This is a genomic window from Curtobacterium sp. MMLR14_002, from assembly GCF_001864975.1.
GTDB lineage: Bacteria > Actinomycetota > Actinomycetes > Actinomycetales > Microbacteriaceae > Curtobacterium > Curtobacterium flaccumfaciens.
The window spans coordinates 85,204-109,886 of sequence record NZ_MJGT01000049.1; the positions used below are offsets into that span (position 1 = coordinate 85,204).

Below are 24,683 nucleotides of genomic sequence, written 5' to 3' on the forward strand. Positions count from 1 at the left end.
GCAGCATGACCACCGCATCGGCAGACGCGCCCGCGGCGAGCGGCACAGCCGCGACCGACGCCGCACCGGCGACGAGCGCGACGAGCCCCGTGCGCCCGACGTCCGCACGGGCGTCCGCCGATGCCGTCCGACGCGGTGCCGGACCCCGTGTCCGGCACCGCGTCGGCCTCGCCTGGCTGGGGCTGACGCCCTTCGCCGCCTACGTCCTGCTGTTCCTCGCGGTCCCCGCCGTGATCGCGATCGGCAGCGGCTTCTTCGACGGCTCCGGAGCCTTCACGTTCGCGAACCTCGCGGCCTTCGCCGACCCGTCCGTGCTGCGGGCGTTCGGCGGGTCGTTCGGCCTGTCCGCCGCCTCCGCGGTCATCGGTGCCGTGCTCGGCGCGGTCGTCTGCTGGGCGCTCTCGGCACTGCGGCCGGACGGACTGGTCCGGTCGATGATCGACTCGGCGGCGAGCGTCCTCGCCCAGTTCGGCGGCGTCATGCTCGCGTTCGCGTTCATCGCCACGATCGGCGTGCAGGGCCTCGTCACGACGTGGTTGGTGACGGTCTTCCACGTCGACCTCAACGCGGACGGCGCCTTCCTCTACACGGTGCCCGGGCTCGTGATCCCCTACGTCTACTTCCAGGTGCCGCTCATGGTCCTCACGTTCATGCCCGCACTCGAGGGTGTCAAGGCCCAGTGGGGTGAGGCCGCCGCGACCCTCGGCGCCTCGCGCCTGACGTACTGGCGCCGGATCGCGTTGCCGGTCCTGGCACCGGCGTTCTGGGGGTCGCTCCTGCTGCTCTTCGCGAACGGCTTCTCGTCGTTCGCCACCGCCGCGGCCCTCATCTCGCAGGGCGGAATCGTGCCGCTGACGATCCGCACGCAGCTCACCAGCGAGACGCTCGCCGGCCTGCAGAACGTCGCCGGGGTGCTCGCCTTCGGCATGGTCGTCGTGATGGCGGTCGTGATGGGCGCGTACTCGCTGCTGCAGCGCCGTGCCGCGAGGTGGCAGCGATGAGCGCGGCGGCCCCGGTCCGTCCGGTTCGCCCGGCGAAGCCGGTTCGGCTCGGAGGCCCGTCCCGCGTCCGCCGCTTCGGCACGGCCCCGTCCCGTGGTGCGGCAGCGATCGTGCTCACCGTGATCGGGCTCCTGTTCGCCGTGCCGCTGGTCGCCCTGCTGCAGTTCACCTTCCGGCAGGGCACCGACGGCGGGCTCACCTTCGCGCACTGGGCGGCGATCGGTGACCCGGCCAACGCGTTCACCTACCAGCCGGTGTTCGACGGGCTCGGGGCGTCGCTGCTCATCGCCGTGATCACCGTCGGGATCGTGCTGCTCGTGCTGCTGCCCGCCCAGATCATCACCGCGCTCCGCTACCCCAGGCTCCGGAGCGTCCTCGAGTTCGTCTGCATCGTGCCGATCACCGTGCCGGTCGTGGTGCTCGTCGTCGGGTTCATCCCCGTGTACCAGGTCGTCTCGCAGGTCTTCGGGTCCGGCTCCTGGACGCTGGCGTTCGCGATCGGGATCATCACGCTGCCCTTCGCGTTCCGTCCGATCGCCGCTGCCATCACCGCGACGGACCTGATCGTCCTGTCCGAGGCGGCCCGGTCGCTCGGTGCCTCGTGGTGGACCGTCACCTGGCGCGTGCTCCTGCCGAACCTGCGTCGGGGCATCACCGCCGCGTGCTTCCTCACGATCACCGTGGTCCTCGGCGAGTACACCCTCGCCGCGTTCCTCTCCCGCAGCACGTTCCAGACCGGGCTCGTGCTCGTGCAGGGGACCGACCCGTACGTCGCCGCGATCTTCTCGGTCGCCGCGCTCGCGTTCGGCTTCGTGCTGCTCGTCCTCATCGGCCGCATCGGGACCCGTCGCACGGGCCGTGTCCGCCGCACCCGCACCACCCGTCGTCCCCGCCTCGAGGAGTCCGCATGACCGTCACCGCTCCGGCAGCCCCGGCCTCGCTCGCCACCACCGGCGCCGTCGTCGAACTCCACGCCGTCGAGAAGCACTACGGCGCACACCGAGCACTCGCGGGACTGTCCCTCCGCGTCGAGCCGGGGGAGTTCGTCTCGCTCCTCGGGCCGTCCGGTTGCGGCAAGACGACGGCGCTCCGCGCGCTGGCGGGACTCGAGGCCATCGACGCCGGCTCGATCCGCATCGACGGCCGGGACGTCGCCGACACCCCGGTCAACAAGCGCGACATCGGCATGGTGTTCCAGCAGTACTCGCTGTTCCCGCACATGACGGTGCGGCAGAACGTCGCCTTCGGCCTCGAGATGCGCCGGGTCCCCGCCGCCGAGCGCAAGAGCCGCGTGGTCGAGGCCCTCGACATGGTCCGCCTCGGCGAGTTCGCCGAGCGGTACCCGCACCAGCTCTCCGGCGGGCAGCAGCAGCGCGTCGCCCTGGCCCGCGCCCTGGTCACCCGCCCCCGGGTGCTCCTGCTCGACGAGCCGCTGTCGGCCCTCGACGCGAAGGTCCGGGTGTCGCTGCGCGACGAGATCCGCCGCATCCAGAGCGACCTCGGCATCACCACGGTGTTCGTGACGCACGACCAAGAGGAGGCGCTCGCCGTCTCCGACCGGATCGCCGTGATGCAGGCGGGCGACATCGAGCAGGTCGGCACGCCCGAGGAGCTCTACCGCACCCCGTCGTCGGCGTTCACGGCGGACTTCGTCGGCCAGTCGAACCGGCTGCAGGGCGACCTGCGCGGGGGCGACGTCTTCGTGTACGGGTTCCGGGTGCCGGCCCTCGATTCCTCGGCCCCGGACGGGCCGGTGCTCGCCTACGTCCGGCCGGAGGACATCGCCTTCGCCCCCGAGGGCATCACCGGCACCGTCGTCACCTCGAGCTTCCTCGGGTCGATCCGCCGGACCACCGTCCGCCTGGACGACGACACCGTCGTGACCGTCCAGCACGAGGTCGGCGACCGCCGGGCCACCGGCGACCCCGTCGCCGTGCGCCTGCTCGGCGCACCCGTGGCGGTCGCGCCGCTCGCGTAGCGGCGGCTGCGGCGGCGACGTTTCGCGCTGAGCGACAGTCCACGCGCGACCAGACGCGTGGACTGTCGCTGCGCCCGAAACGTCGGGGGACGCGGACGGGAGGCCCGTGGCGGCCTGGCACCGCGCCTCCAGACCGGTGGGGTCAGCGCTGGAAGCGCGCCTCGCGCTCGTCGGCCAGCCCGGCCTCGACGCGTGCCCGCATGTTCTCCGACATGTCGGGCAGGGCGTCGAGCCGAGCCCAGAACGCCTCGGTGTTCTCGCCGTCGGCGGGGTTCGGCGTGCCGGAGACGTACCGGCAGGCGAAGACCAGGTCGAGGTACTGCGACCGGTCGCCGTTCGGGTAGGTCATCTCGGGCAGCACCTGCACCCAGGCCAGGCGTTCGGCGACGGCGACGACGTCGGCTTCCTCGAGGACCTCGCGTTCGGCGGCGACGGCGGGTTCCTCGCCCGGGTCGACGATCCCGGTGACCGGCGTGTACGCGCCCGTGTCGGCCCGCCGCACCACGAGCAGTTCGCGATCGGCGCCGGAGCCGCGGGTCACGATGGCGCTCACGCCCGACAGCCAGAGCGGCGCCGTGCCGATCTTCTCGCGCAGGGACAGGACGAAGTCGGGGGTCGGCATGCCTCCACGCTACCCACACGACCCCTGTCGCAGACTGGTCATGACCAGTAGGCTTGCCGTGTGGAGATCATCATCCTGCCCACGCCGGACGAGGTCGGTCGCGTCGCCGCGGCCAAGATCGCGTCCGTCGTCGCCAAGAAGCCGTCCGCCGTCATCGGTCTCGCCACCGGATCCAGCCCGCAGGGCATCTACACCGACCTGCAGCGTCGGGTGCAGGCTGGCGAGATCTCGTTCGCCGAGGCTCGTGGGTTCGCCCTCGACGAGTACGTCGGCATCCCGCTCGAGCACCCCGAGTCGTACGCGGCCGTGATCGCTCGCGACGTGGTGGCACCGCTCGGATTCGACGCCTCGCGCGTGCGGGTGCCGGACGGCCGTGCCGCCGACCTGGAGTTCGCGGCCAAGGAGTACGACGCCGCGATCCGTGCCGCGGGCGGGATCGACGTGCAGATCCTCGGCATCGGGGCCAACGGCCACATCGGGTTCAACGAGCCGACCTCGTCGTTCGCCTCGCGTACCCGCATCAAGACCCTCGCGCCGTCCACCCGTGACGCCAACGCGCGCTTCTTCGACTCGCCCGAGCAGGTCCCGACGCACTGCATGACGCAGGGGCTCGGCACCATCCTCGAGGCCCGCGAGCTCGTCCTCGTCGCCCAGGGGTCGTCGAAGGCCGCGGCCGTCGCTGCGGCGATCGAGGGGCCGCTCAGCTCCTTCGTCCCCGGTTCGGCCCTGCAGCTGCACGAGCACGCGACCGTGGTCGTCGACGAGGAAGCCGCCGCCGGGCTGCAGCTCGCCGACTACTACCGCTACACGTACGCGAACAAGCCGGCCTGGCAGCGGTTCGAGTAGGCGTCTGGCTCGGGGTCAGGCCCTGGCGGCTGCGGCGAGGCGGCTGAGTCCTTCGTCGAGGGTCTCCGCCGAGCAGCCGAAGTTCAGCCGCGCGAAGCCCCGGCCCTGCCGTCCGAACGCCGGGCCGGAGCCGAGCGCCACCTTCGCCCGGTCGACGAGCTCCGCCGCGGGGTCGTCGCCCCACGGCAGCGCCCGCAGGTCGAGCCACGCCAGGTACGACGCCTGCGGCTGCCGGTACTCGGCGCCGGGCAGCACGTCGCCGATCCGCTCGGCCAGGGTGCGCCGGTTCGCCGCGAGCTCGGTGAGCAGTGACGCCAGCCACGGCCCGCCCTCGCTGAAGGCCGCGACGCTCGCCGTGTAGCCGAGGATGCCGGTGCGCTCGACGACCTCGGTCGGGAGTCCGTCGAACCAGGCGCGGGCCCGCTCCGAGGCGCCGATCATCATCGCGCACTTCGTGCCGGCGAGGTTCCAGGCCTTGCTCGCACTCGTCAGGGCGACGCCGAGGGACGCGGCCTCGGGGCAGGACTCCAGGAACGGCGTGAACACCGCGTCGGCGTGTACGAGCGGCGCGTGGATCTCGTCGGACACCACGACGGCGTCCCACTCGGCGGCCAGCGTCGCGAGTGCGACGAGCGACTCGCGGTCGTGCACCAGGCCGAGGGGGTTGTGCGGGTTGCAGAGCAGCACCGTGCGGGCTCCGTCGGCGAACGCCTGCGCGATGCCGTCGAGGTCCATCCGCCAGCCGGCCGTGGTGTCGAAGGGGTCGGCCGGGCCCGCGGGGGCGAGCAGCGGGACCTCGGTGACGGTGCCGCCGGCCTCGGACACGTACTCCCAGAACGGCGGGTACACGGGCGGCATGATGACGACCTGGTCGCCCGGCTCGATGACCCGGCGCAGCACCTCGACCGCCGCGACCGACACGTCCGTGGTGGTGCGGACCATGTCGGGGTCGACCCGCCACGCCCACCGGCTCTCGGCGAAGTCGGCGAACGCCTCGGGCAGGGCCCGTCCGTGCCCGACGTACCCGGTGTCGCCGTTCGTCACCGCCGTGACCAGGGCGTCGCGGATCGGTTCGGCGAGCATGCTGTCCATCTCGGCGACGAACATGGGGAGCACGTCCGGCGAGTAGGCCGTGTACTTCTCGCTCGTGCGGGACCGGTACGCATCGAAGACGGACACCATGACGCTCATGCGCCCATCCTGACAGCGAGGCACGCGGGGCGCGAGGGTGGTGGTCAGGCCGGGTGGAGGCCCGCCAGCAGCACCTCGACGTAGCGCTCGGGGTCGTGCACCCGGGAGCCACCGGCGACGGCGGCTGCCCGCATCCCGCACAGCAGTCGTCGCAGGTCGTCCGCGTCGACGTCGGCACGCACGAGCCCCTCGGCCCGTGCCCGTGCGAGCAGCGCGTCGACGGACTCGACCAGGTCGCCAGCGAGCGCCGCGGTGTCGGCGCACGAGAAGCCGCCGTTCGTCAGCAGGTCGCCGAGGGCCGCGTCGTCGACCATGCTCCGGAACGCAGCCGTCACGACCCCCCGGAGCGCGTCCGCCGCGTCGGGCAGCGCGACGGCGACACGGACGAGGTCGAGCATGTCCTCGAGCGCATCGATCGCGAGTGCCTCGAGCAGGTGCTGCTGCGACGGGAAGTGCCGGTAGGCGGTCCCGACACCAACACCGGCCTCGTGTGCAACGGCGTTGAGGAGTGGCTGCTCGCCCCGCTCGACGAACGACCGGGCGACGTCGAGCAGCGCGGTCCGGTTGCGTTGCGCATCGGAGCGCAGCGCTTCCGGCCGGGCCATCGCGATCGTCATACGGACACTCTATCCGCTTGTGCTAGCGTTCCGGATGGATCATCCGATTCCAGACGACGAGTGAGCAGGAGACGACCATGGACACCTTCGAGTGGGAACCGTCCGCGATGCCCGACCAGCACGGCCGGACCGTGATGATCACCGGCGCGACCGGCGGACTCGGGCTGGTGGTCGCGACCCGACTCGCAGCCGCCGGAGCACGCGTCATCGCGGCGGTCCGCAACCCCGACAAGGCGGCTCGCGTCCTGCCCGTCGGCCTGGAGGCGCGGGTCGTAGACACCGCGTCGGTCGCCTCGGTCTCGGCGTTCGCCCGGCAACTCGCGGCGGACGGCATCGTCGTGGACGCCCTCGTCAACAACGCCGGCGCGACGCTCGGCGCGTTCGGGTTGACCGACGAGGGCATCGAACGCACCTGGGCCACCAACGTCGTCGGCCCGGCCGTGCTCGCCGACGCGATGCTCCCGGTGCTCGGCGGACCGTCGCCCCGGGTCGTCCTCGTCGGGTCGAACCTGTCGCAGCGCACCCGCCGCGTGCCCGCACCGGGCGGGGTCGACGATCCGAGCGATTACTCGCAGCTCGCCGTGTACACCGACTCGAAGACGGCGGCGACGGCGCTCGCGGTCGACCTCGGTGAGCGGCTCCGCGCGGCCGGCTCGGACGTCCGCTCGGTCATCGCACACCCCGGCATCGCGGCGACGGGGATGAACGACCAGGCCGAGACCCTCGCGCAGCGCCTCGGCGGCATGATCGCCCGCAGCATGGCCCGGACCGCGGAGGACGGCGCTCGCTCGACGCTCTGGTCGGCCACCGCGCCGGACGTCGCCGAGGGGGTGTTCGTCGGGCCGGCGCTGCGTCGGGGTGACCGGCGACTGCACGTCGTGCCCGTCCGCGGGACCGCCGCGGACCCGGTGTTCCGGCAGCGGGTCCGCACCTTCGTCGACGAGGTCGCCGCCCGCACCGTCGTCTGACCGGGCGGGGCCGGGCCCGACGCCGAACCCGACGTGAACAGCGGGAGAGCGCTCGGTGACGCAGGCGGCGTCCCCCGTCCGAGGGGGCTAGCGTCACGGACGTGAACCGATCTCGCGTGCACCGTCGCCCGCTCGTCCGTCCGCTCCCGCTCGCCGCGGTGGCCACGATCGCCGCACTGCTGGGCACGGGGGTCGTCGCCGCGCCGGCCGTGGCCTCGCCGTCGACGCAGCCCGGACGGACCGTCAGCGATCCCGCGCGGTACGTCGACCCCTTCATCGGCACGAGCAACAACGGCAACACCTGGCCGGGTGCCACGGCGCCGTTCGGGATGATGCAGTGGAGTCCCACGGGCACCGCGGGTGACCAGACGTCGACCCCGGTCGCGAACGGCTACTCGTACGACGTGAACCGGCTGCGCGGCTTCAGCCTGACGCACCTGAACGGTGCCGGGTGTGCTCCCGGGGCTGCCGGTGACGTGCCGATCATGCCGGTCACGACCCCGGTCACGACCTCGCCGTCGGCCGACTCGAAGGACGCCGTCTACGCCGCCGGGTACTCCCACGACCAGGAGTCCGCCAGCCCCGGCCGCTACGGCGTCACGCTCGACAACGGCGTCCGCACCGACCTGGCCGTGACCACCCGTGCCGGCGTCGGCGCGTTCACGTTCCCGGCCGGCAAGGACGCGAACCTCCTCTTCCGCACGTCGAACTCGATCAACGGCAGCGAGGCCGCGATCACCCGCGTCGACCCGCGCACCCGCACGGTCAGCGGCAGCGTCCTGACGGGCGGCTTCTGCAGCCGCCGCGCGAACGGCGGCGGCGCCACCAACCCGGACCGCCGCAGCTACTACCGCCTCTACTTCACCGCGACCTTCGACACGGCGTTCGCGAGCACCGGCACCTGGAAGGACGGCACGGTCCAGCCTGGAGGCACGTCCTCCTCCGGTGGGGAGGGCTACCTGACCGGCGCCGACCGCGCCGGACGCGGCTCCGGCGCGTGGGTCGGGTTCGATGCGCGTCGCGGAGCGACGGTGCAGGCGAAGATCGGCATCTCGTACGTGAGCGCGGCAGGGGCGGTCGCCAACCGTGACGGCGAGGTGACCAAGCGCTCGACCGTCGCCAGCGTGGCGGCCGGCACACGGGCCTCCTGGAACCGTGAACTGTCGCGCCTGCGCGTCGGTGGCGGCACGGCGGACCGGACCACCCAGCTGTACACGTCGGTCTACCACGCACTCATGCAGCCGAACACGCTGAACGACCGCGACGGGCGCTACCTCGGGCCCGACCTGCGGGTGCACCGGATGGACCGCGGACACCGGGCCGTCTACGGCACGTACTCCGGGTGGGACCAGTACCGGGCGCAGATCCAGCTGCTGGCCTTGCTGCGGCCGGACGTCGCCGGGGACATGGCGCAGTCGATGCTGCGGTTCGCCGAGCAGAACGGCGGGGTGTGGGACCGGTGGCTGCACCTCGGAGCGCCGACGCACGTGATGACCGGCGACCCCTCGGCCGCGACGCTCGCCACCTGGTACGCCATGGGCGTCCGGAACTTCGACGTCCGGGCCGCCTACGCCTCGCTCAAGCACCAGGCGACGGTCGAGAACGCGGACGCCGAGAGCGACATCGGGTGCCCGGGGCAGTGCCTGGCGCAGCGGCCCGCACTCGACGAGTACCTGGAGCGGCAGTACGCGGCGAACGACGACTGCTCCTGCTGGGGTGGTGCGGCCGAGACCCTCGAGGACTCGATCTCCGACAGCGCGCTCGGGTACTGGGCGGGTTCCCTCGGGCTGCGGTCGGACGCCCGGATGTTCGCGGGGCGGGGGACCTACTGGAAGAACACCTTCAACGCCGCCGTCGGCTACCAGGCCGCTCGTCAGGCCGACGGATCGTGGACGCCCGACTGGTCGCCCTCGACCGGCACCGGGTTCGCACAGGGCACCAGCGCGCAGTACACCTGGCTCGTGCCGCAGGACGTGCAGGGGCTGTCGAGCGCGCTCGGCGGCGACGACGCCGCGACCGCTCGGCTCGACGACTTCTTCCACGACAGCACCGGTGCGTTCGCGGTGACCGGTGGCGACGCCACGAAGTTCGACCCGACGAACGAGCCCGACATCCACACGCCGTGGATGTACAACGCGCTCGGCAAGCCCTGGAAGACGCAGGAGACCGTGCGGCAGGTCGTGGACGACGCCTACTCGACCGGCCCAGGCGGCCTGCCGGGCAACGACGACCTCGGCACGATGAGCGCCTGGTACGTCTTCGCCTCGATCGGCCTGTTCCCGCAGACGCCCGGGCGAGCGGAGATGCTCATCGGCAGCCCGACGTTCAGCACGGTCGACATCCGGCGGTCGAGCGGCGAGCGGATCGTCATCCGGTCCTCGGGGACCGAGCCGTACGTGCAGGGCGCCCGGTTGAACGGGTGGACGCACGAGCGGTCCTGGGTGCCGGCGTCCTTCGTGACGCGGGGTGGAACGTTGTCCCTGCGGGTCGGGGACACGGCGGACACGGGCTGGGCGAGCGGCGAGCGGGGGCGCCCGATCGACCGCTGAACACTGCTTGACACACTGTACTTCAGCGGTGATATGTTGACTTCCTCGGGGAACACGAGGGGGCACCATGGGGGATCTGACGGTCGACCTGCCGACGATGCAGGCGGTCGCACGAGCGGCGGGGCAGGCGGTCACCGACCTCCGCTCTGAGCGCCCGTTGTCCGGTTCGGACGGCGGTGCGTTCGGCTCGGCGGCGGTCGAGTCCGCGTTCGTCGCGTCGGCCAGGGCGCACGACGCGATGATCCGGTCCCTCGGTGACGACGCGGACACGCTGCGCGAGTACGTGACCGCCGCCGCCGAAGCGGTCCTGCGTGCGGATGCCGACCTCGCCCGGCGGGTCCGGTGAGCGCGGACCCGGTCGCGGGCGACCCGGACGGCATCCAGCGGATCGCCCGTCGGCACGACGACCACTCGGACGCGGTCCGTGACGGCGCCCGGCACGTGCTCGTCGCCGCGGAGCACGCGGCGTCCGGCTGGGCGGGGCGGGCGCAACAGCGGTTCCTCGTGACGGCGGCGGCGATGCCGGCGAGTGCCCAGCGCGTCGCGGCGCGGCTGGACGCGGCGTCGGCCGCACTCGCCACCTACGCGCGCCAGGTGCGGGAGATCCAGGACGACGCCGCGAGCCTGCAGACGACCCGGCGGAACACTGCGGACGACATCGCGGCCAACGAGCGGGCGATCCGCGATGCCACCGTGGTGGCGTCCGGACCGGATGCGGTCGAGTCGGACCGTGCGCTCCTGCAGCAGCTGGAGCGCAGCGGCGAGTGGTTGGCAGCGCTGGACGCTCGGCTGACGGCGCAGTGGGACGAGCTCGTCGCCCGCCGAGCCGCAGCCGACCGAGCGGCGGCCTCAGCGCTCGAGGACCGGTCGGTGCTCGGCAAGCTGGTCTCCGCCACGGTCGTGTCCGCGATGAGCGACGGGCAGTTCCTGACGTGGCTCGGCACCCTCGACCCGGAGACCGTCGCCGCGCTCGGTGATCACGCACGGGTCGCCAAGCGGCTCGCCGGACTCGACCCTGCGCAGGTGGCCGGGTGGTGGCAGGCGATGTCGGGCGTCGACGGTGTGCCGTCCGCGGTCCAGCGGGCGTTCGTCGCGGCGATGCCGGCGGTCATCGGCAACCTGAACGGTGTCGCCTCCTGGGCGCGGGCACGGGCGAACACGACGGTGTTGGCTGACCGGCTCGCACACGCGCGGAAGCAGGTCCGCCACTGGCGTGGGCGGCACGACGCCGCCCGGAACCCGGCCGAAGCGGCGACGGCACGGGAGCAGCTGCTCGTCTGGGCACGGCAGCGCGACGCCTACCGGAACATCCAGCACACCCTCGCCACGACACCGGTCTCGCTGGTGGCACTCGTCGACGACCGTCCCCCGCTCGCACAGATCGTCGCGGGTGACCTCGACCGTGCCACGCACGTCAGCGTCATCGTGCCGGGCATGAACACCGCGACGTACCAGGACGGCACGGTGCAGGACTACAGCGCGATCGCCCGCGGGATGCGTCGTGAGGAAGCTCGTGTGGCTGGCATCCGCCGCAGTGACATCGCCGTCGTGTCCTGGATCGGCTACCACCCGCCGATGGCCGACGACCCGTCCTTCCGGACCGTTCTGGCGGACGACCGAGCGCGAGCGGGCGCCGAGCGACTCGTCGCCGACCTCGACGGGTTCCACGCGGCACGAGCGGCCGCCGGGCGGGACGCCGACCTGACCGTCATGGGGCACTCCTACGGCACGACCGTGGCGACCATCGCCCTGACGAAGACCCACGCCGACCACGTGGTGCTGCTGGGCTCGGCCGGCGTGACGGACGCCGTACCGAACGCGTCCGCGCTGCACGTGCCCGAGGGGCAGGTCTTCGCCAGCCAGGGCGCGAAGGACGGCTGGGCCGTCACCGGGCAGAACCTGTCCGGTCGGCGTGACCCGACCGAGTCCACGTGGGACGCGCACACGTTCAGCTCCGAGACCGAGGGTCGTGGGTCGGACACCCTGCACGGCGTCACCCGCCACGGGCCGTACGACGGCGATGACGACGACGGCCGGTACTCGTACTTCGACGACGGGACCACCGCCCAGCACAACGCTGCACGAGCGGCGATGGGACACGGGGACGAGATCCCGGAGCGAGGCGGCCCCTTCGACCGGATGCGGCAGCAGACCAAGGACGACTGGCTCATGTACGGCTGGCAGACCGGGGGCACCGGTGACCCGACGCTCTGAACCGTGGGGCGCCTCACTCGCCGGAGCCCTGGTGGTCACCGCACTCCTGACCGGGTGCACCGGCGCCTCCCCGGACTCCCCGATCCAGAAGGACACGTCGATGAACGTCGAACAGTCGCACCAGGACGTCCTGGACATCTTCGCTGCCGTGCGCTCGGTCGTCGGGCAGGACGGTTGGGGTGACGAGGACCCCGGGTGGAACCTCTGCGGAAGTGATGGCGAGGACGCTGCGCAGTACACCTACGCGAGCACTCGGCGGCTCCCGCTTCCTGGTACAGCGGATCAGGTTGCCGAGGGGGTCACACGGGCCCTCGCGGCGGTCGGGTACGAGGGTGCGCGTGTTCAGCACGACACGGAACTCACGCCGGAGCGGACGGTCATCAGCTACCCGAAGGGGTACCTCGGTGGGACAGCGGCAGACGGGTTCGCCATCTTCTTCCAGGCGTTCGATTCGTACGCGGACGTGTCCATCGACGGCCACTGCGTCCCCGGCCGGGCCCCACGGTTCGGTGAGCCGCTCAACCCCCGCCCGACCGACCTACCGTGACGTGTCCGAGCGAGCCGTGCGTGCTCAGCGCAGCTCGCGCCCGCCGCCCCAGACGCGCTCGACCTCGAGCGACGGCGTCAGCGCCACCAGATCGGCGGCGAACCCCGGCGCCAGCCGACCCAGACGGTCGCCGAGCCCCAGCGCGCCGGCCGGCACGCTCGTCAGCGCCGCCACGGCCTCGGGCAGGGTCCGCCCGGCGAGCGAGACCGCGTTGCGGAACGCCACGTCCTGCGTCAGCGTCGACCCCGCGATGGTCTCCGTCCCCGCCACGTGTGCGACGCCGTCGGTCACCGTGACGTCGAGCGACCCGAGCCGGTACGAGCCGTCCGCAGCGCCGGCGGCACCCATCGCATCGGTGATCAGCGCCACCCGACCCGGCGTCGCCCGGAAGAGCGTGTCCGCCACGACCGGGTGCACGTGCACGGCGTCCAGGATGAGCTCGAGCGTCACACGGTCGTCCGACACGGCGGCGCCGATCGGCCCCGGAGCGCGGTGGTGCAGCCCGGGCATCGCGTTGCACGCGTGGGTCAGGATCGTCGCCCCGGCGTCGAAGGCTGCCCGCGCCTGGTCGTACGTGCCGACCGTGTGGCCGACGGCGACCGTGACGCCGGCGTCGACGAAGCGGCGGACGGCGTCGAGCGCTCCGGGCAGCTCGGGCGCGATCGTGACCTGGCGGATGACACCCTCGCCCGCTTCGAGCAGGGCGTCGACCGCGGCGGGGGTCGGCTCGATCAGGAACGACTCGTTGTGGGCGCCCTTGTTGTGCGGGGACAGGAACGGTCCCTCCAGGTGCACGCCGAGCACGAGCGGGTCGGTCGCCATCACGGCGCGGACGTGGGCCAGCGACGCCGCGAGCGCGGGGACCGGGTTCGCGACGAGCGACAGGACGGAGCGGGTCGTGCCGTGCGAACGGTGCATCGCGAGCGAACGGTCGAACGAGTCGTCCTCGTACGCCTCGGTCGCCCCACCGTGTCCGTGCAGATCCACGAATCCGGGCGTCAGGACCGCGTCGCCCAGGTTGACGACCCGGTCGGCCGCGGGGGCCTCAGGACCGGAGCCGGTCGCGTGGATCGTGTCGCCGACGACCAGGACCCAGCCGTCGGCCGTGGTGCCGACCGCGTCGACGACGCGGGCTGCGCGGACCAGCGTGCGCTGGGCCTCCTGGCCGGTCTGGAGGCCCGTGGTGCTCATGCGGTCTCCTTGCGGAACGCGATCACGCCGCTCAGGGCGGCGATCACGATGAAGACGATCCCGACGACCGGGTGGCCGATGGAGATCCAGGTCGCGCCTGCGGCGACGACCAGGGCGACCTCGACGATGGTCTTGCCGACGATGTCGGTCTCGATCGGGGAGCGCGGCGACCGGAAGAAGTACCAGACGACCGCGGCGAACAGCGGAGCCCCGACCATGAACAGGTAGCCGGGGAGCGGGAGCTGCCACGACCAGTAGCCCCAGAAGGCCAGGGACAGCAGGCCGAACACCATCACGGCGATCCGCAGGATCATCCAGGCCTCGAACCGCCGTCGCGGCTGCCGGACGGCTGCCGGGTCGGGGACCGATTCCCAGTCGACGGGGGACTGCGGGGCGTTGGTCATGGTGCTGCCTACTTGAAGATGATGGTGCGGGCGCCGTCGAGCAGGACGCGGTCCTCCGCGATCCAGCGCACCGCCTGGGTGAGCGTGCGGGACTCCTCGTCCTGCCCGATGGACACCAGCTCGGCCGGTTCCTTGGTGTGGTCGACGCGGACGACGTTCTGCTCGATGATCGGGCCCTCGTCGAGGTCGCTCGTCACGAAGTGCGCGGTCGCACCGATGAGCTTCACCCCGCGGGCATGCGCCTGCCGGTACGGGTTCGCGCCCTTGAAGCCGGGCAGGAATGAGTGGTGGATGTTCACGGCACGGCCCTCGAGTGCCGCGCAGAGTTCGGGCGACAGGATCTGCATGTAGCGGGCGAGGACCACGAGCTCGATGTCGTGCTCCTCCACCGCCTGCAGCACGCGCCGCTCCATCTGCTCCTTCGACTGGGCGTCGGTGACCGGGCGGTGTTCGAACGGCACGGAGTAGAACGCGGCGAGCTCGGACAGGTCCGCATGGTTGGACAGCACGAGGGGGACCTCGATCGGCAGCTGTCCGCCGCGCTGCCGGTAGAGCAGGTCGTTCAGGCAATGGCCCGCCTTCGACACGAGCACGAGGGTGCGCAGCGGACGACCGACGACGTCGAGCTGGACGCGGGCGTCGTAGCGGGCGGCGACGGGGGCGAGCGCGGCCTCGAAGGCGGCGCGGTCCACCGGCGCCATCACCTGCAGGCGCATGAAGAAGGTGTTCGTGTCGGCGCTGGAGAACTGCTGCGACTCGGTGATGTTGCCCTGGGCGGCGACGATCGCTCCGGAGACGGCGTGCACGATCCCGGGCTGGTCGTCGCAGACGAGCGTCAGGGTCCAGTGCGTGGGGGTCGGGTCGGTCACCGGATCAGGGTACCGGCCGCGGGGGAGGTGCTTCGTGAGCAGGAATGGTCGAGTGCGCCGCGGCGACTCGACCATTCCTGCTCACGAAGCGTCAGGCGCCGGGCGCAGCGGCGGTGGCGCTCCGGGCGTCGGCGTCACGCAGGCGACGGTCGGCCAGGGTCAGCACCGTCAAGAGCACCGCGACGCCGAGGATCACCCACGCCAGCACGTGCAGGTCCGGCGTCGTCGGGGCCTGGCCGAACACGCCACCGATGAGCGAGGACGCCGCGATCGCCCCGATGTACACCGCGGTGCGCGACAGCCCGGCCGCGGTGCCGATGTACTCCGCGGGGACGAGCCGGTACAGCGCCGCCTGGTTCGACACCGACGCCAGGGCCTGCGGCACCCCGAACAGCGCCGGGGCCAGGGCGAGCAGGACGACGGGCGACCCGGTGTGCAGGAAGAGCAAGAGCACACCGCCCAGGATCGGCACCAGCGCGGCGACGACGAGCGGCCCGCGGATCGCGGTCTTGCGCGCGACCACGAACGAGGCCACGCCGGCAACGATCGCGGCCGGCAGCTGGATGTACCCGGCGACGTCGCTCGGGTAGCCCGCGACGTCCTGCACCCACTGCGAGAACCCGTAGGTCATCGTGTAGGCGAGCAGGTACGTCAGGAACAGGCGGCCGTACGTGCGCGACAGCGCGCCGTTCCGGGCGAGCAGCCGCACGTCGACGAACGGTCGCACGGCCCGCAGTTCCCACGCCACCAGGGCGACGAGCAGCACGACGGCCACCGCGAGCAGCCACCACAGCCCGGCGGACAGGTCGAGCAGGAAGACGAGCAGCGCCGAGACGGTCCCGGTCATCAGCACCATGCCGAGCGGGTCGAGCGCCTGCAGTACCGGCAGGTCGGCGTCGTCGCGCGGACGCAGCCGGTCGGACGGCAGCCAGAGCGTCGCCACGACGATGCCGAACACCGCGAGCGGCACGTTCGCCAGGAAGATCGCGTGCCAGCCGAACGCGGCGATGAGCGCCCCACCGAGTGGCGGGCCGGCGGCGGCGGACACGAGCGACGTGATCGACAGCGCCCCGAGCACGAGCGGCGGCGTCGGCTTGCCGATCCGGGCGGAGTGCTGCCGGAGCGTGGTGAGCGCCGCCGGGTACGCCGACGACGTCCCGATGCCGATGAGCACCCGGGCGAACACGGCGCCGCCGAACCCGGTCAGGACCTCGGGCACCACCCCGGCGATCCCGACGATGACGAGCCCGGTCAGGAACACCTTCTTCGGGCCGAACCGGTCGGCGAGCTTGCCCATCGTGGGCTGCGCGATCGCACTCGCCAGGTACAGGGCCGCGACGAGCCAGATCGCCTGCGCCGCACCGATGCCCAGGTCGCGGGAGATCGGGGTGAGGGCGACCGACACCATCGTGGTGTTGATCGGGTTGAGCAGGGGCCCGACGAGCACCGGGATGAGGAGCTTCGGGCCGAAGCCGCTGCCCGTGGTCGTGTCGGGAGTCGTGGTGGTGGACGTGAGAGCGCTTCTTCCGGTTGCAGGACTGGGCGAGGGGTGCGGGTCAGGGATCGACGATCGGCCCGAGCAGGTCCATCGCCCGCGCGACGACGCGGCGGTCCGCCTCGGGCAGGGTCGCGAGCCGCTCGGCGAGCTCGTGGTTCCGCGCGGCCCAGGCGGTCTGGCGCGCGTCCCGACCGGCCGCCGTCGCGCTGACGATCGCCCGCCGGCCGTCCGTCGGGTCGGCCTGCCGCTCGGCCAGGCCGAGGTCGACCAGGGCCTGGACGGTCGCGCCCATCGACTGCGGTCGGACACCCTCGGCTCGCGCCAGGTCGGCGATGGTGGCCGGCCCGTGCCGCAGCAGGCGTCCGAGGGCGGCGGTCTGCGACGCCGTCACGTCGTCCGACTTCGAGGCCAGCAACGACCGCCGCAGTCGTCCGTGCATCGTCAGCACGGCGTCGGCCAGGTCGGTCGGGTCGGTCTCCGGTGCGTCGGTCACGCCCGGAGGCTAGTCCGTCACCAGCCCACCTTGCAAGTTTGCCTTCTGATACCGCTCAGGGAACGGCGGACCCGTCGTCGCCCGCGTCCGGCTCGAGCAGCGGGAGCAGGGTCGCCGAGACCGGTTCCGCACCGTCGCCGAACCACGCGTTGCTCGCCCGGACGATCGGGTGGGCGCGTGCCAGCAGCGCCTCGCCCTGGTCGGTCAGCCGCATCCGGGAGGCCCGTCCCCGGCCCGGTGCGGCGCCCCGCTCCACGAGTCCCCGCGTCGAGAGCCCCCCGACGAGCGTCGTCATGCTCTGCGGTCGGACGCCGACCGCCCGCGCCAGGTCGGCCTGGCTGAGCTCGCCGGCCGCTGCGAGCTGGATGAGCGCCCCGAACTCCACGGGTGTCAACCCGAGCGGCGCCAGCTCGGCCGCGAGCCGGCGGGAGAGCGTCCGTGCGGCCCGGATCACCGTCCACGCCACGATGCCGTCGACGTCGTCGCGCGGGGCTGGGAGTTCCTGGGGCACGGGGCGATCGTACCGGCGTACGTTCTGGTATCAGGAAACTGATACCAGAACGAGTCAGTGGGACGAGGAGCAGACATGGGCGAGATCGTGGCGGTCACCGGGGTGACCGGGGACGTCGGGGGCAAGACTGCGGAGCTGCTGCGCGCGGCCGGGGTGACGGTGCGTGCCGTGGTCCGACGGCCCGAACAGGTCGACGCGCTCCGGGCGCGGGGCATCGACGGACGTCTGGCCGACCTGGACGACGAGGACGCGCTCACCGCGGCGCTCGACGGGGTCGACCGGTTCTTCCTCGTGACGCCGGTCAGCCAGCGGCAGCGCGAGCAGGGCACCACCGGGGTCCGTGCGGCGCAGCGCGCAGGGGTCGGCCGGATCGTGCAGCTGTCGGGCGGGGACGCCGCCGAGCACTCCCCGATGTCGTGGGCGAGCGCCGCCTGGCACATCGACCGGCTGGTGCGCGAGAGCGGGCTGGCGTGGACGATCCTGCACCCCTCGTCGTTCATGACGAACGTGCAGCCCTCGGCCCCGGCGATCCGACGGGGGTGGTTCCCGCACACCACGGGCCGCGGGGTGATCGGCTGGATCGACACCGAGGACATCGCCCGGACCGCCGCCCGGGTGCTGACGGAGGACGGCCACGACGGCACCGAACCGGTGCTCACCGGGCCGGATCTGCTCGATGCGCGGGGTGTCGCCGCCGCGCTCGCCACCGGGCTCGGCCGACCCGTGCGCGCCCTGCACCTGCCGAGCCGGGTCTACGCCGGTGTGCTGCGCCTGAGCGGCGTGCCCGCGTGGCAGGCCGAGGGGCTCCGGCAGCAGTTCGGCCGGGTCGTCCGCCGCGGTCTCGACGGCGTCGACGTGATGAGCGACGACGTCCGGCGCATCACCGGCACCGCACCCCGGAGCCTGACCGACTGGGCGCGAGCCCACCGCGACGACCTGCTGGGGTGACCCGCCGCACCGGAGGTGATCCGGGCCTCCAGGCCGTGGCCGTCAGCGCGACGTGAGCGTGACGACCAGGTGTTCCTGCACGTAGCCGAGCCAGTCGTAGACGTCGCGCAGGCCGACGCCCGCGTCGGCCTCGACGGACCGCTCCTCGTCGTCGGCGTCCTCGATGCCCAGCCGGTCGGCGATCGTCAGCCGCAGGTCGGTGAGGGTGCGGAGCCACGCCTGCTCGTCCTCGGCGTCGAGCGAACCGTCGCGGGTGCCCGTCAGCCAGTCGTGCACGATCGAGGCGTTCGTCGTCTTCTGCGTGAGCAGGTCGGACTGCGTGTACTTCCGGAACTCCGCGCTCGCCGCGTCGTCGCCGGGGTAGGCGTCCGGGAACATCCGTTCGCTGATCGGGTCGGTGGACAGGTCACCGCCGAGCACCTGCTGCAGCTGCTCGGTGAGCGAGGCGAGCAGGTCGCGCTCGCCGGAGGACAGGCCGAGGTGGACGCCGTCGGCGCGGCGGACGAACGGGATCACGCTTCGGGAGCCTTGTCGACGGTCGCCTGCAGCCCGTAGCCGTGCATGGACTGCACGTGGGCCTCCATCGACTCACGCGGGCCCGTCGCCACGATCGCCCGGCCGTCGTCGTTGACCTGGTGCATGAGCCGCTCGGCCTGCTCGCGTGAGAACCCGAAGTGCCGCTGGAAGACGTAGGTGACGTACGACATCAGGTTCACCGGGTCGTCCCACACCACCGTCACCCACGGGGTGTCCGCCCGCGCACTGGTCCGTTCGTCCGTGGTGGTCCGTTCGTCCACGTCGGGCGAGAGCAGCGTCATGCATCCAGGGTGACACAGGGTGCGGTGGCTCGGTACGATCGTCAGGTCGCGACTGGCGTTGGATGGGTCACCATCGGGGAGCGACAAAGACACGGTGCGCGGCCGTACGCCTGGGCTGCACCGACCGACCGTCCGAGTGCGACCAGCTGGTCGTCCGCACACCGTAGGAGTCCCGTGTCCATTGCCGATCTGCCCCCGTTCGTCTCCGACTCGGCCGAGGTGGCCGAGCAGGCCGCCGCACGCGCCGCCTTCAACGCCCCGCTCACCGAGGTCGACCCCGAGATCGCCGCCGTCCTGCAGCAGGAGCTCGGCCGCCAGCGCGACACCCTCGAGATGATCGCGTCCGAGAACTTCGTGCCGCGTGCCGTGCTCGAGTCGCAGGGCTCCGTGCTCACCAACAAGTACGCCGAGGGCTACCCGGGCAAGCGCTACTACGGCGGCTGCGAGTACGTCGACGTCGCCGAGCAGCTCGCCATCGACCGTGCCAAGGCGCTCTTCGGTGCCGAGTACGCGAACGTGCAGCCGCACTCCGGCGCGACCGCGAACGCGGCCGTCCTGCACGCCATCGCCTCGGCCGGCGACACGATCCTCGGCCTCGAGCTCGCCCACGGCGGTCACCTGACCCACGGCATGAAGCTCAACTTCTCCGGCCGCATCTACAACGCCGTGGCGTACGGCGTCGACCCCGAGACGTTCGAGGTCGACTACGACGACATCCGCGCGAAGGCCATCGAGCACCAGCCGAAGGTCCTGATCGCCGGGTGGTCCGCCTACCCGCGCCAGCTCGACTTCGCGAAGTTCCGCGAGATCGCGGACGAGGTCGGTGCGAAGCTCTGGGTCGACATGGCGCACTTCGCCGGCCTCGTCGCCGCCGGGCTGCACCCGTCCCCGGTCCCGCACGCCCACGTCGTCTCGTCGACGGTCCACAAGACCCTCGGCGGCCCCCGCTCGGGCATCATCCTGTCGAACGACGAGACCCTGTTCAAGAAGCTGAACTCCGCGGTCTTCCCGGGCCAGCAGGGCGGCCCGCTCATGCACGTGATCGCCGCGAAGGCCACCGCGTTCCTGCTCGCCGGCACCCCGGAGTTCAAGGACCGTCAGGAGCGCACGATCCGCGGCGCCCAGGCCCTCGCCGCCCGTCTGACCGCCGACGACGCCAAGGCCGCGGGCATCGACGTGCTCACCGGCGGCACCGACGTGCACCTGGTGCTCGTCGACCTGCGCGCGTCCGAGGTCGACGGCAAGCAGGCCGAAGACCTGCTGCACGAGGTCGGCATCACCGTGAACCGCAACTCCGTGCCGTTCGACCCGCGCCCGCCGATGGTCACCTCGGGTGTCCGCATCGGCACCTCGGCGCTGGCGACCCGCGGCTTCGGCGACGCCGAGTTCACCGAGGTGGCCGACATCATCGCGCTGACCCTCATGCCGAACCCGGACGTCGCAGCGCTCTCGGCCCGCGTGAAGGTCCTGACCGACGCGTTCCCGCTCTACGCGTGAGCGGTTCGGTCAGCGCGGCGCTCCCGCGCGAGCTCTGGGCCGGTGAAGGGAGTGCCGTCCGCATCGACGGCACGGCCCTCGCCGCCCGGACGCTCGACGAACTCCGGGGCCGGATCGACCGCCTGCACGAGCACGGCATCCGTCCGGGCCTCGGCACGATCATGGTCGGCTCGAACCCCGGCTCGATGTCCTACGTCGCGGGCAAGCACCGCGACTCGGCGTCGATCGGGCTCGACTCGCACCGCATCGACCTGCCCGAGACGGCGTCCGCTGCCGACATCCGGGCTGCGATCCTGCAGATGAACGACGACCCCCGGGTCACCGCGTTCATCGTGCAGCTCCCGCTGCCGCAGGGCATCGACCCGACGCCGATGCTCGAGCTCATGGACCCGTCGAAGGACGCCGACGGCCTGCACCCGACGAACCTCGGCGAGCTGGTGCTCGCCGTGCCCGGTGGTGCCGGCACGATCGACGCACCGCTGCCCTGCACCCCGCGGGGCATCGTCGCGATGCTCGACGCGTACGAGATCCCGATCCGTGGCGCGCACGTCACGATCATCGGCCAGGGGCTGACCGTCGGACGGCCGCTCGGCCTGCTGCTCACGCGGCTCGAGGCGACCGCGACCCTGACGCACTCGCTGACCGCCGACGTCGCCGCGGAGTGCCGTCGCGCCGACATCATCGTCGCCGCGGCCGGGGTCGCCGGGCTCGTCAAGCCGGACTGGGTCCAGCCCGGTGCCGCCGTCATCGACGTGGGGATCACCCGCGTGGTCAACGAGGAGACCGGCAAGGCGAAGCTGCACGGCGACGTCGACCCCGCGGTCGCGTCGGTCGCGGGCTTCCTGTCGCCCACCCCCGGTGGCGTCGGGCCGATGACCCGCGCGATGCTCATGAAGAACGTCGTCGAGGCCGCCGAGCGCCAGCTGTCGTAGGGCGCGGGTCGCGCGCGGCGTGCGCCCGCGTGACGCTCGCGTGCTGGTCGCGTGCCGATGGTGTGCAGCAATGGTCGGGTGGCGTCATCGCACCCGACCATTGCTGCTCACGAAGTGCACTCCGCCGGTGCTACGGTCGCGGCATGGGGGATGAACGTCTGCAGACGACGCCGGTGATGCGAGCCCGGCCCGAGCCGTCGCAACTGACCAAGGACGCCCGGTGGCTGATCGTCATCGTGGTGCTCTGCGTGCTGTTCCAGGCTCCGGGGTCGACCTGGGCGACGACCTTCGTGCACGCCCGCCAGGAGTACACGTTCACGTCGGAGCCCTGGTCCGGATGGACGCTCGCGACGGTGGGGTTCGCGGTCGCCGGGTTCGTCGTCGCGATCGCCCGCCGTGGTGCAGCCCGGTTCGACGAGCACACCGTGATGGGCCTGACCCTGGCCGCCGTGCTCGGGACCACTGCCCTGGTGTGGTTGCTCATGCCGGCGCAGACCGCGTGGGTGGAGTGGGCCGTGGAGCACGGTCGGACGCACCCGTTCATGCTCGGGAACGTGGTGGAGTACGTCCGGTACGCGGACTCCCTCGGCTGAGTCGGCGGGGGCGCGGCGGGGCGCTGCCGTTCTTTCGCGCTGAGCGACAGTCCACGGGCTGATGGCCGCGTGAACTGTCGCTGATCGCGAAACGTCGAGCGCGCGAGCGGCTGAGCGCGAACCGTCGAGCGGCGGAGGGCCGTCAGTCGCGCCGAGCGCCCTGCGCGGCGTGCACCGTGAACACGTTCGGCTCGCGGAACCCTGCGTCGGCGAAGGCTGCGGTGACGGCGGCCGTGATCGCACCGCGCGACTCCCGGTCGACCAGCGCGATCGCCGCACCGCCGAACCCACCACCGGTCATGCGCGCACCGACGGCACCCTGCTCGACCGCCGTCACGACGGCCAGGTCGAGCTCCGGCACGGAGATCTCGAAGTCGTCGCGCATCGACTCGTGCGACGCGACGAGCAGGGAACCGATCGCCCGGGGGCCCTGTTCGCGCAGTGTGCGGACGGTGTCGAGGACGCGCTGGTCCTCGGTCACGATGTGCCGGACCCGGCGGAAGGTCTCGTCGTCCAGGAGCTCCTGAGCACGAGGCAGGTCCTCGACGCTGACGTCACGCAGTGCCTCGACGCCGAGCACCTGGGCACCCTTCTCGCACGAGGCCCGACGAGCCGCGTAGCCACCGGTTGCGTGAGCGTGCTCGACGCGTGTGTCGATCACCAGGACCTCGAGCCCGTTCGCCTCGAGCGCCAGGTCGACGACGGCGGTGTCGAGCGTGCGGCAGTCGAGGAACACGACGGCGTCCTGCTCGCCGAGCAGCGAGGCGGACTGGTCCATGATCCCGGTGGGGGCACCGACTGCGTGGTTCTCCGAGTACTGCCCGACGCGCGCCAGGGTCTTCCGGTCGAGGCCAAGTTCCCACAGGTCGTTGAACGCCAGCGCGACACCGCACTCGATCGCCGCACTGGACGACAGGCCGGCACCGACCGGGACGTCGGACTCGATGAAGACGTCGAACCCGGTCTTGTCGCCCAGATCGGCTCCGGCCTGCTCGCGCAGGGCCCAGGCGATCCCGAAGACGTAGGCCGACCAACCGTCCATGGCCTCGGGCGACAGGTCGTCGAGGGACAGCGCCACCGGCTCGCTCGTGGCGTCGAAGGCGGAGGCGACGCGGATCGTCCGGTCGTCGCGCTGCGCGATGGAGGCGGTGGTGCGACGGTCGATCGCGAAGGGCAGCACGTAGCCGTCGTTGTAGTCGGTGTGCTCACCGATCAGGTTGACGCGACCCGGGGCGGAGTACCGCACCGTCGGCTCGTACCCGTAGACCTGCTGGAACGTCATGCGCGCTCGACTCCCTGTCGGATGAACTCGGCCGCCTTCTCGGGCACGAGGTCCCCGATCCAGGCGCCCATGGCGGCTTCGCTGCCGGCCAGGAACTTCAACTTGTCCGCCGCTCGTCGCGGCGAGGTGATCTGCAGCATCAGCCGCACGGTGTCGCGGGCGGTGTGCACCGGTGCCTGGTGCCACGCGGCGATGTACGGCGTCGGGTCGCCGTAGAGCGCGTCGAGCCCGCGGGTGAGCCGGAGGTGCATGTGGGCCAGCTCGTCCTTCTCGGCGTCGGTCAGGCCGGCGAAGTCGGGGACGTGGCGGTGCGGCAGCATGTGGATCTCGATGGGCCAGCGCGCGGCGAACGGGACGAAGGCGGTGAAGTGCTCGCCAGCGAGGACGACCCGCTCGGAACCCCGCTCGTTCGCGAGGTGCTGCTCGAACAGGTCCGGACCGAACCGTTCGATGCTCGCGAGCAGGCGCTGGGTGCGCGGTGTGATGTACGGGTACGAGTAGATCTGCCCGTGCGGGTGGTGCAGCGTGACGCCGATCGCCTCGCCCCGGTTCTCGAAGGGGAACACCTGCTGGATGCCCGGCATCGCGGAGAGTGCGGCGGTGCGGTCGGCCCAGGCTTCGACGACGGTGCGGGCACGCGACTCGGAGATGGAGGCGAAGGACCCGGAGGTCTCGGGCGAGAAGCAGACGACCTCGCACCGGCCGACCGAGCGGAGCTGGCGGTTCAGGCCGACGTCGCTCAGGGACTCGAGCGACGCGGGAGCGTCGTCGGCTTCGAGCAGCGGGCCGAACGACGGCGAGCGGTTCTCGAACACGGCGACGTCGTAGCGGCTCGGGATCTCGGACGGGTTGGCCGGGCTCTGGGGCGCGAGCGGGTCCTGGTCGGCCGGCGGCAGGAACACCCGGTTCTGCCGGGACGCCGCGATCGAAACCCACTCGCCCGTCAGGACGTCCTGCCGCATCCGCGCCGTCTCGGGCCGCGGGTCGAGCACGCGCTCGTCGATGCTGCGTTCTGCGGGCAGCGTCGAGTCGGCGTCGTCGAAGTAGAAGAGGTCGCGGCCGTCCGCGAGCTTCGTCACGCGCTTGGTGATCACCGGAACAGCCTAGCGCCCAT

Annotated in this window: 26 protein-coding genes and 1 riboswitch; of the genes, 13 read left to right on the top strand and 13 right to left on the bottom strand. The window is 72.2% G+C overall.

Going from position 1 to position 24,683, the window contains the following annotated elements; genetic code table 11:
- The first annotated feature begins 5 nt into the window (after window positions 1-5).
- The 3 genes from BIU91_RS06295 to BIU91_RS06305 are packed head-to-tail and all read left to right on the top strand — an operon-like array spanning window position 6 to window position 2,979.
- Window positions 6-1,001 carry an ABC transporter permease subunit gene (locus tag BIU91_RS06295; protein WP_253183698.1) on the top strand — a complete coding sequence of 332 codons (996 nt, stop codon included), beginning with the start codon at window positions 6-8 and terminating at the stop codon, window positions 999-1,001.
- Window positions 998-1,912, top strand: coding sequence for an ABC transporter permease subunit (locus BIU91_RS06300; protein WP_084740745.1), 915 nt, complete (start codon window positions 998-1,000; stop codon window positions 1,910-1,912). Before BIU91_RS06295 ends, BIU91_RS06300 begins: the two co-directional genes overlap by 4 nt.
- Window positions 1,909-2,979 (top strand): ABC transporter ATP-binding protein, encoded by a 1,071-nt coding sequence (locus BIU91_RS06305; RefSeq protein WP_071404693.1) that lies wholly within the window; start codon window positions 1,909-1,911, stop codon window positions 2,977-2,979. The genes BIU91_RS06300 and BIU91_RS06305 overlap by 4 nt, the downstream gene beginning before the upstream one ends.
- Window positions 2,980-3,121: 142 nt before the next feature.
- Here the strand turns inward: BIU91_RS06305 and BIU91_RS06310 are convergent, their stop codons facing one another.
- On the bottom strand, window positions 3,122-3,601 hold the full coding sequence (locus BIU91_RS06310) for an NUDIX domain-containing protein (RefSeq protein WP_017888122.1): 480 nt from the start codon (window positions 3,599-3,601) through the stop codon (window positions 3,122-3,124).
- A 60-nt stretch (window positions 3,602-3,661) separates the two neighbouring features.
- On the opposite strand from BIU91_RS06310, the gene nagB reads away from it, so the two are divergent.
- Window positions 3,662-4,447, top strand: a complete 786-nt coding sequence (nagB, locus tag BIU91_RS06315) for a glucosamine-6-phosphate deaminase (protein WP_071404694.1) — start codon at window positions 3,662-3,664, stop codon at window positions 4,445-4,447.
- Window positions 4,448-4,462: 15 nt separating this feature from the next.
- On the opposite strand, the gene BIU91_RS06320 is transcribed toward nagB, so the two are convergent.
- Together BIU91_RS06320 and BIU91_RS06325 are read right to left on the bottom strand one after the other, a co-directional pair.
- Window positions 4,463-5,638, bottom strand: a complete 1,176-nt coding sequence (locus BIU91_RS06320; protein WP_071404695.1) for an aminotransferase class I/II-fold pyridoxal phosphate-dependent enzyme — start codon at window positions 5,636-5,638, stop codon at window positions 4,463-4,465.
- Window positions 5,639-5,682: 44 nt separating this feature from the next.
- Complete coding sequence (locus tag BIU91_RS06325) at window positions 5,683-6,255, bottom strand: TetR/AcrR family transcriptional regulator (RefSeq protein ID WP_071404696.1); 573 nt, start codon at window positions 6,253-6,255, stop codon at window positions 5,683-5,685.
- Window positions 6,256-6,332: 77 nt separating this feature from the next.
- Between BIU91_RS06325 and BIU91_RS06330 the strand changes: the two genes are divergently transcribed.
- The 5 genes from BIU91_RS06330 (at window position 6,333) to BIU91_RS06350 (ending at window position 12,533) form a co-directional block, all read left to right on the top strand.
- A complete protein-coding gene (locus BIU91_RS06330; protein WP_084740747.1) occupies window positions 6,333-7,223 on the top strand; it encodes an SDR family NAD(P)-dependent oxidoreductase in 891 nt (296 codons plus the stop codon).
- 101 nt (window positions 7,224-7,324) lie between these two features.
- A complete protein-coding gene (locus tag BIU91_RS06335) occupies window positions 7,325-9,772 on the top strand; it encodes a GH92 family glycosyl hydrolase (RefSeq protein ID WP_253183699.1) in 2,448 nt (815 codons plus the stop codon).
- 67 nt (window positions 9,773-9,839) lie between these two features.
- Window positions 9,840-10,118, top strand: a complete 279-nt coding sequence (locus tag BIU91_RS06340) for a hypothetical protein (RefSeq protein WP_071404698.1) — start codon at window positions 9,840-9,842, stop codon at window positions 10,116-10,118.
- Window positions 10,115-11,986: an alpha/beta hydrolase gene (locus tag BIU91_RS06345; protein WP_071404699.1), complete on the top strand. Its 1,872-nt coding sequence runs from the start codon at window positions 10,115-10,117 to the stop codon at window positions 11,984-11,986. Before BIU91_RS06340 ends, BIU91_RS06345 begins: the two co-directional genes overlap by 4 nt.
- Window positions 11,970-12,533, top strand: a complete 564-nt coding sequence (locus BIU91_RS06350) for a hypothetical protein (protein WP_253183700.1) — start codon at window positions 11,970-11,972, stop codon at window positions 12,531-12,533. The genes BIU91_RS06345 and BIU91_RS06350 overlap by 17 nt, the downstream gene beginning before the upstream one ends.
- A 24-nt stretch (window positions 12,534-12,557) precedes the next feature.
- On the opposite strand, the gene nagA is transcribed toward BIU91_RS06350, so the two are convergent.
- From nagA to BIU91_RS06380, 6 genes are all read right to left on the bottom strand, one after another.
- Entirely contained in the window at window positions 12,558-13,724 is a 1,167-nt protein-coding gene (gene nagA, locus BIU91_RS06355; protein WP_071404701.1) for an N-acetylglucosamine-6-phosphate deacetylase, read from the bottom strand.
- Complete coding sequence (locus BIU91_RS06360; protein ID WP_084740750.1) at window positions 13,721-14,128, bottom strand: YrdB family protein; 408 nt, start codon at window positions 14,126-14,128, stop codon at window positions 13,721-13,723. Before BIU91_RS06360 ends, nagA begins: the two co-directional genes overlap by 4 nt.
- 8 nt (window positions 14,129-14,136) lie before the next feature.
- On the bottom strand, window positions 14,137-14,997 hold the full coding sequence (gene purU, locus BIU91_RS06365; RefSeq protein WP_071404702.1) for a formyltetrahydrofolate deformylase: 861 nt from the start codon (window positions 14,995-14,997) through the stop codon (window positions 14,137-14,139).
- A 91-nt stretch (window positions 14,998-15,088) separates the two neighbouring features.
- The gene (locus tag BIU91_RS06370) at window positions 15,089-16,444 is read right to left on the bottom strand and encodes an MFS transporter (protein WP_216099649.1); all 1,356 of its coding nucleotides are present in this window, start codon (window positions 16,442-16,444) and stop codon (window positions 15,089-15,091) included.
- 109 nt (window positions 16,445-16,553) lie between these two features.
- Window positions 16,554-16,988 carry a MarR family transcriptional regulator gene (locus BIU91_RS06375; RefSeq protein WP_071404703.1) on the bottom strand — a complete coding sequence of 145 codons (435 nt, stop codon included), beginning with the start codon at window positions 16,986-16,988 and terminating at the stop codon, window positions 16,554-16,556.
- 55 nt (window positions 16,989-17,043) lie between these two features.
- Window positions 17,044-17,499: a MarR family winged helix-turn-helix transcriptional regulator gene (locus tag BIU91_RS06380; protein WP_071404704.1), complete on the bottom strand. Its 456-nt coding sequence runs from the start codon at window positions 17,497-17,499 to the stop codon at window positions 17,044-17,046.
- Window positions 17,500-17,574: 75 nt separating this feature from the next.
- Here BIU91_RS06380 and BIU91_RS06385 point away from each other — a divergent pair, with 75 nt between their 5' ends.
- Window positions 17,575-18,447 carry an NAD(P)H-binding protein gene (locus BIU91_RS06385; protein WP_084740755.1) on the top strand — a complete coding sequence of 291 codons (873 nt, stop codon included), beginning with the start codon at window positions 17,575-17,577 and terminating at the stop codon, window positions 18,445-18,447.
- A gap of 42 nt (window positions 18,448-18,489) precedes the next feature.
- Here BIU91_RS06385 and BIU91_RS06390 read toward each other — a convergent pair whose 3' ends face one another.
- Together BIU91_RS06390 and clpS are read right to left on the bottom strand one after the other, a co-directional pair.
- Entirely contained in the window at window positions 18,490-18,963 is a 474-nt protein-coding gene (locus BIU91_RS06390; protein ID WP_071404705.1) for a DUF2017 family protein, read from the bottom strand.
- On the bottom strand, window positions 18,960-19,265 hold the full coding sequence (clpS, locus tag BIU91_RS06395; protein ID WP_071404706.1) for an ATP-dependent Clp protease adapter ClpS: 306 nt from the start codon (window positions 19,263-19,265) through the stop codon (window positions 18,960-18,962). The genes BIU91_RS06390 and clpS overlap by 4 nt, the downstream gene beginning before the upstream one ends.
- Before the next feature lie 38 nt (window positions 19,266-19,303).
- Window positions 19,304-19,388: riboswitch (ZMP/ZTP riboswitch) on the top strand.
- 96 nt (window positions 19,389-19,484) lie between these two features.
- On the opposite strand from clpS, the gene glyA reads away from it, so the two are divergent.
- The 3 genes from glyA (at window position 19,485) to BIU91_RS06410 (ending at window position 22,287) form a co-directional block, all read left to right on the top strand.
- On the top strand, window positions 19,485-20,762 hold the full coding sequence (gene glyA, locus BIU91_RS06400) for a serine hydroxymethyltransferase (RefSeq protein ID WP_017888107.1): 1,278 nt from the start codon (window positions 19,485-19,487) through the stop codon (window positions 20,760-20,762).
- On the top strand, window positions 20,759-21,694 hold the full coding sequence (locus tag BIU91_RS06405) for a tetrahydrofolate dehydrogenase/cyclohydrolase catalytic domain-containing protein (protein ID WP_071404707.1): 936 nt from the start codon (window positions 20,759-20,761) through the stop codon (window positions 21,692-21,694). The genes glyA and BIU91_RS06405 overlap by 4 nt, the downstream gene beginning before the upstream one ends.
- Before the next feature lie 143 nt (window positions 21,695-21,837).
- Entirely contained in the window at window positions 21,838-22,287 is a 450-nt protein-coding gene (locus BIU91_RS06410) for a hypothetical protein (RefSeq protein ID WP_071404708.1), read from the top strand.
- Window positions 22,288-22,429: 142 nt separating this feature from the next.
- Here BIU91_RS06410 and galK read toward each other — a convergent pair whose 3' ends face one another.
- Both galK and galT read right to left on the bottom strand, forming a co-directional pair.
- Window positions 22,430-23,569, bottom strand: coding sequence for a galactokinase (galK, locus tag BIU91_RS06415; RefSeq protein ID WP_071404709.1), 1,140 nt, complete (start codon window positions 23,567-23,569; stop codon window positions 22,430-22,432).
- Window positions 23,566-24,663, bottom strand: a complete 1,098-nt coding sequence (gene galT / locus BIU91_RS06420; RefSeq protein WP_071404710.1) for a galactose-1-phosphate uridylyltransferase — start codon at window positions 24,661-24,663, stop codon at window positions 23,566-23,568. The genes galK and galT overlap by 4 nt, the downstream gene beginning before the upstream one ends.
- Window positions 24,664-24,683: the final 20 nt, after the last annotated feature.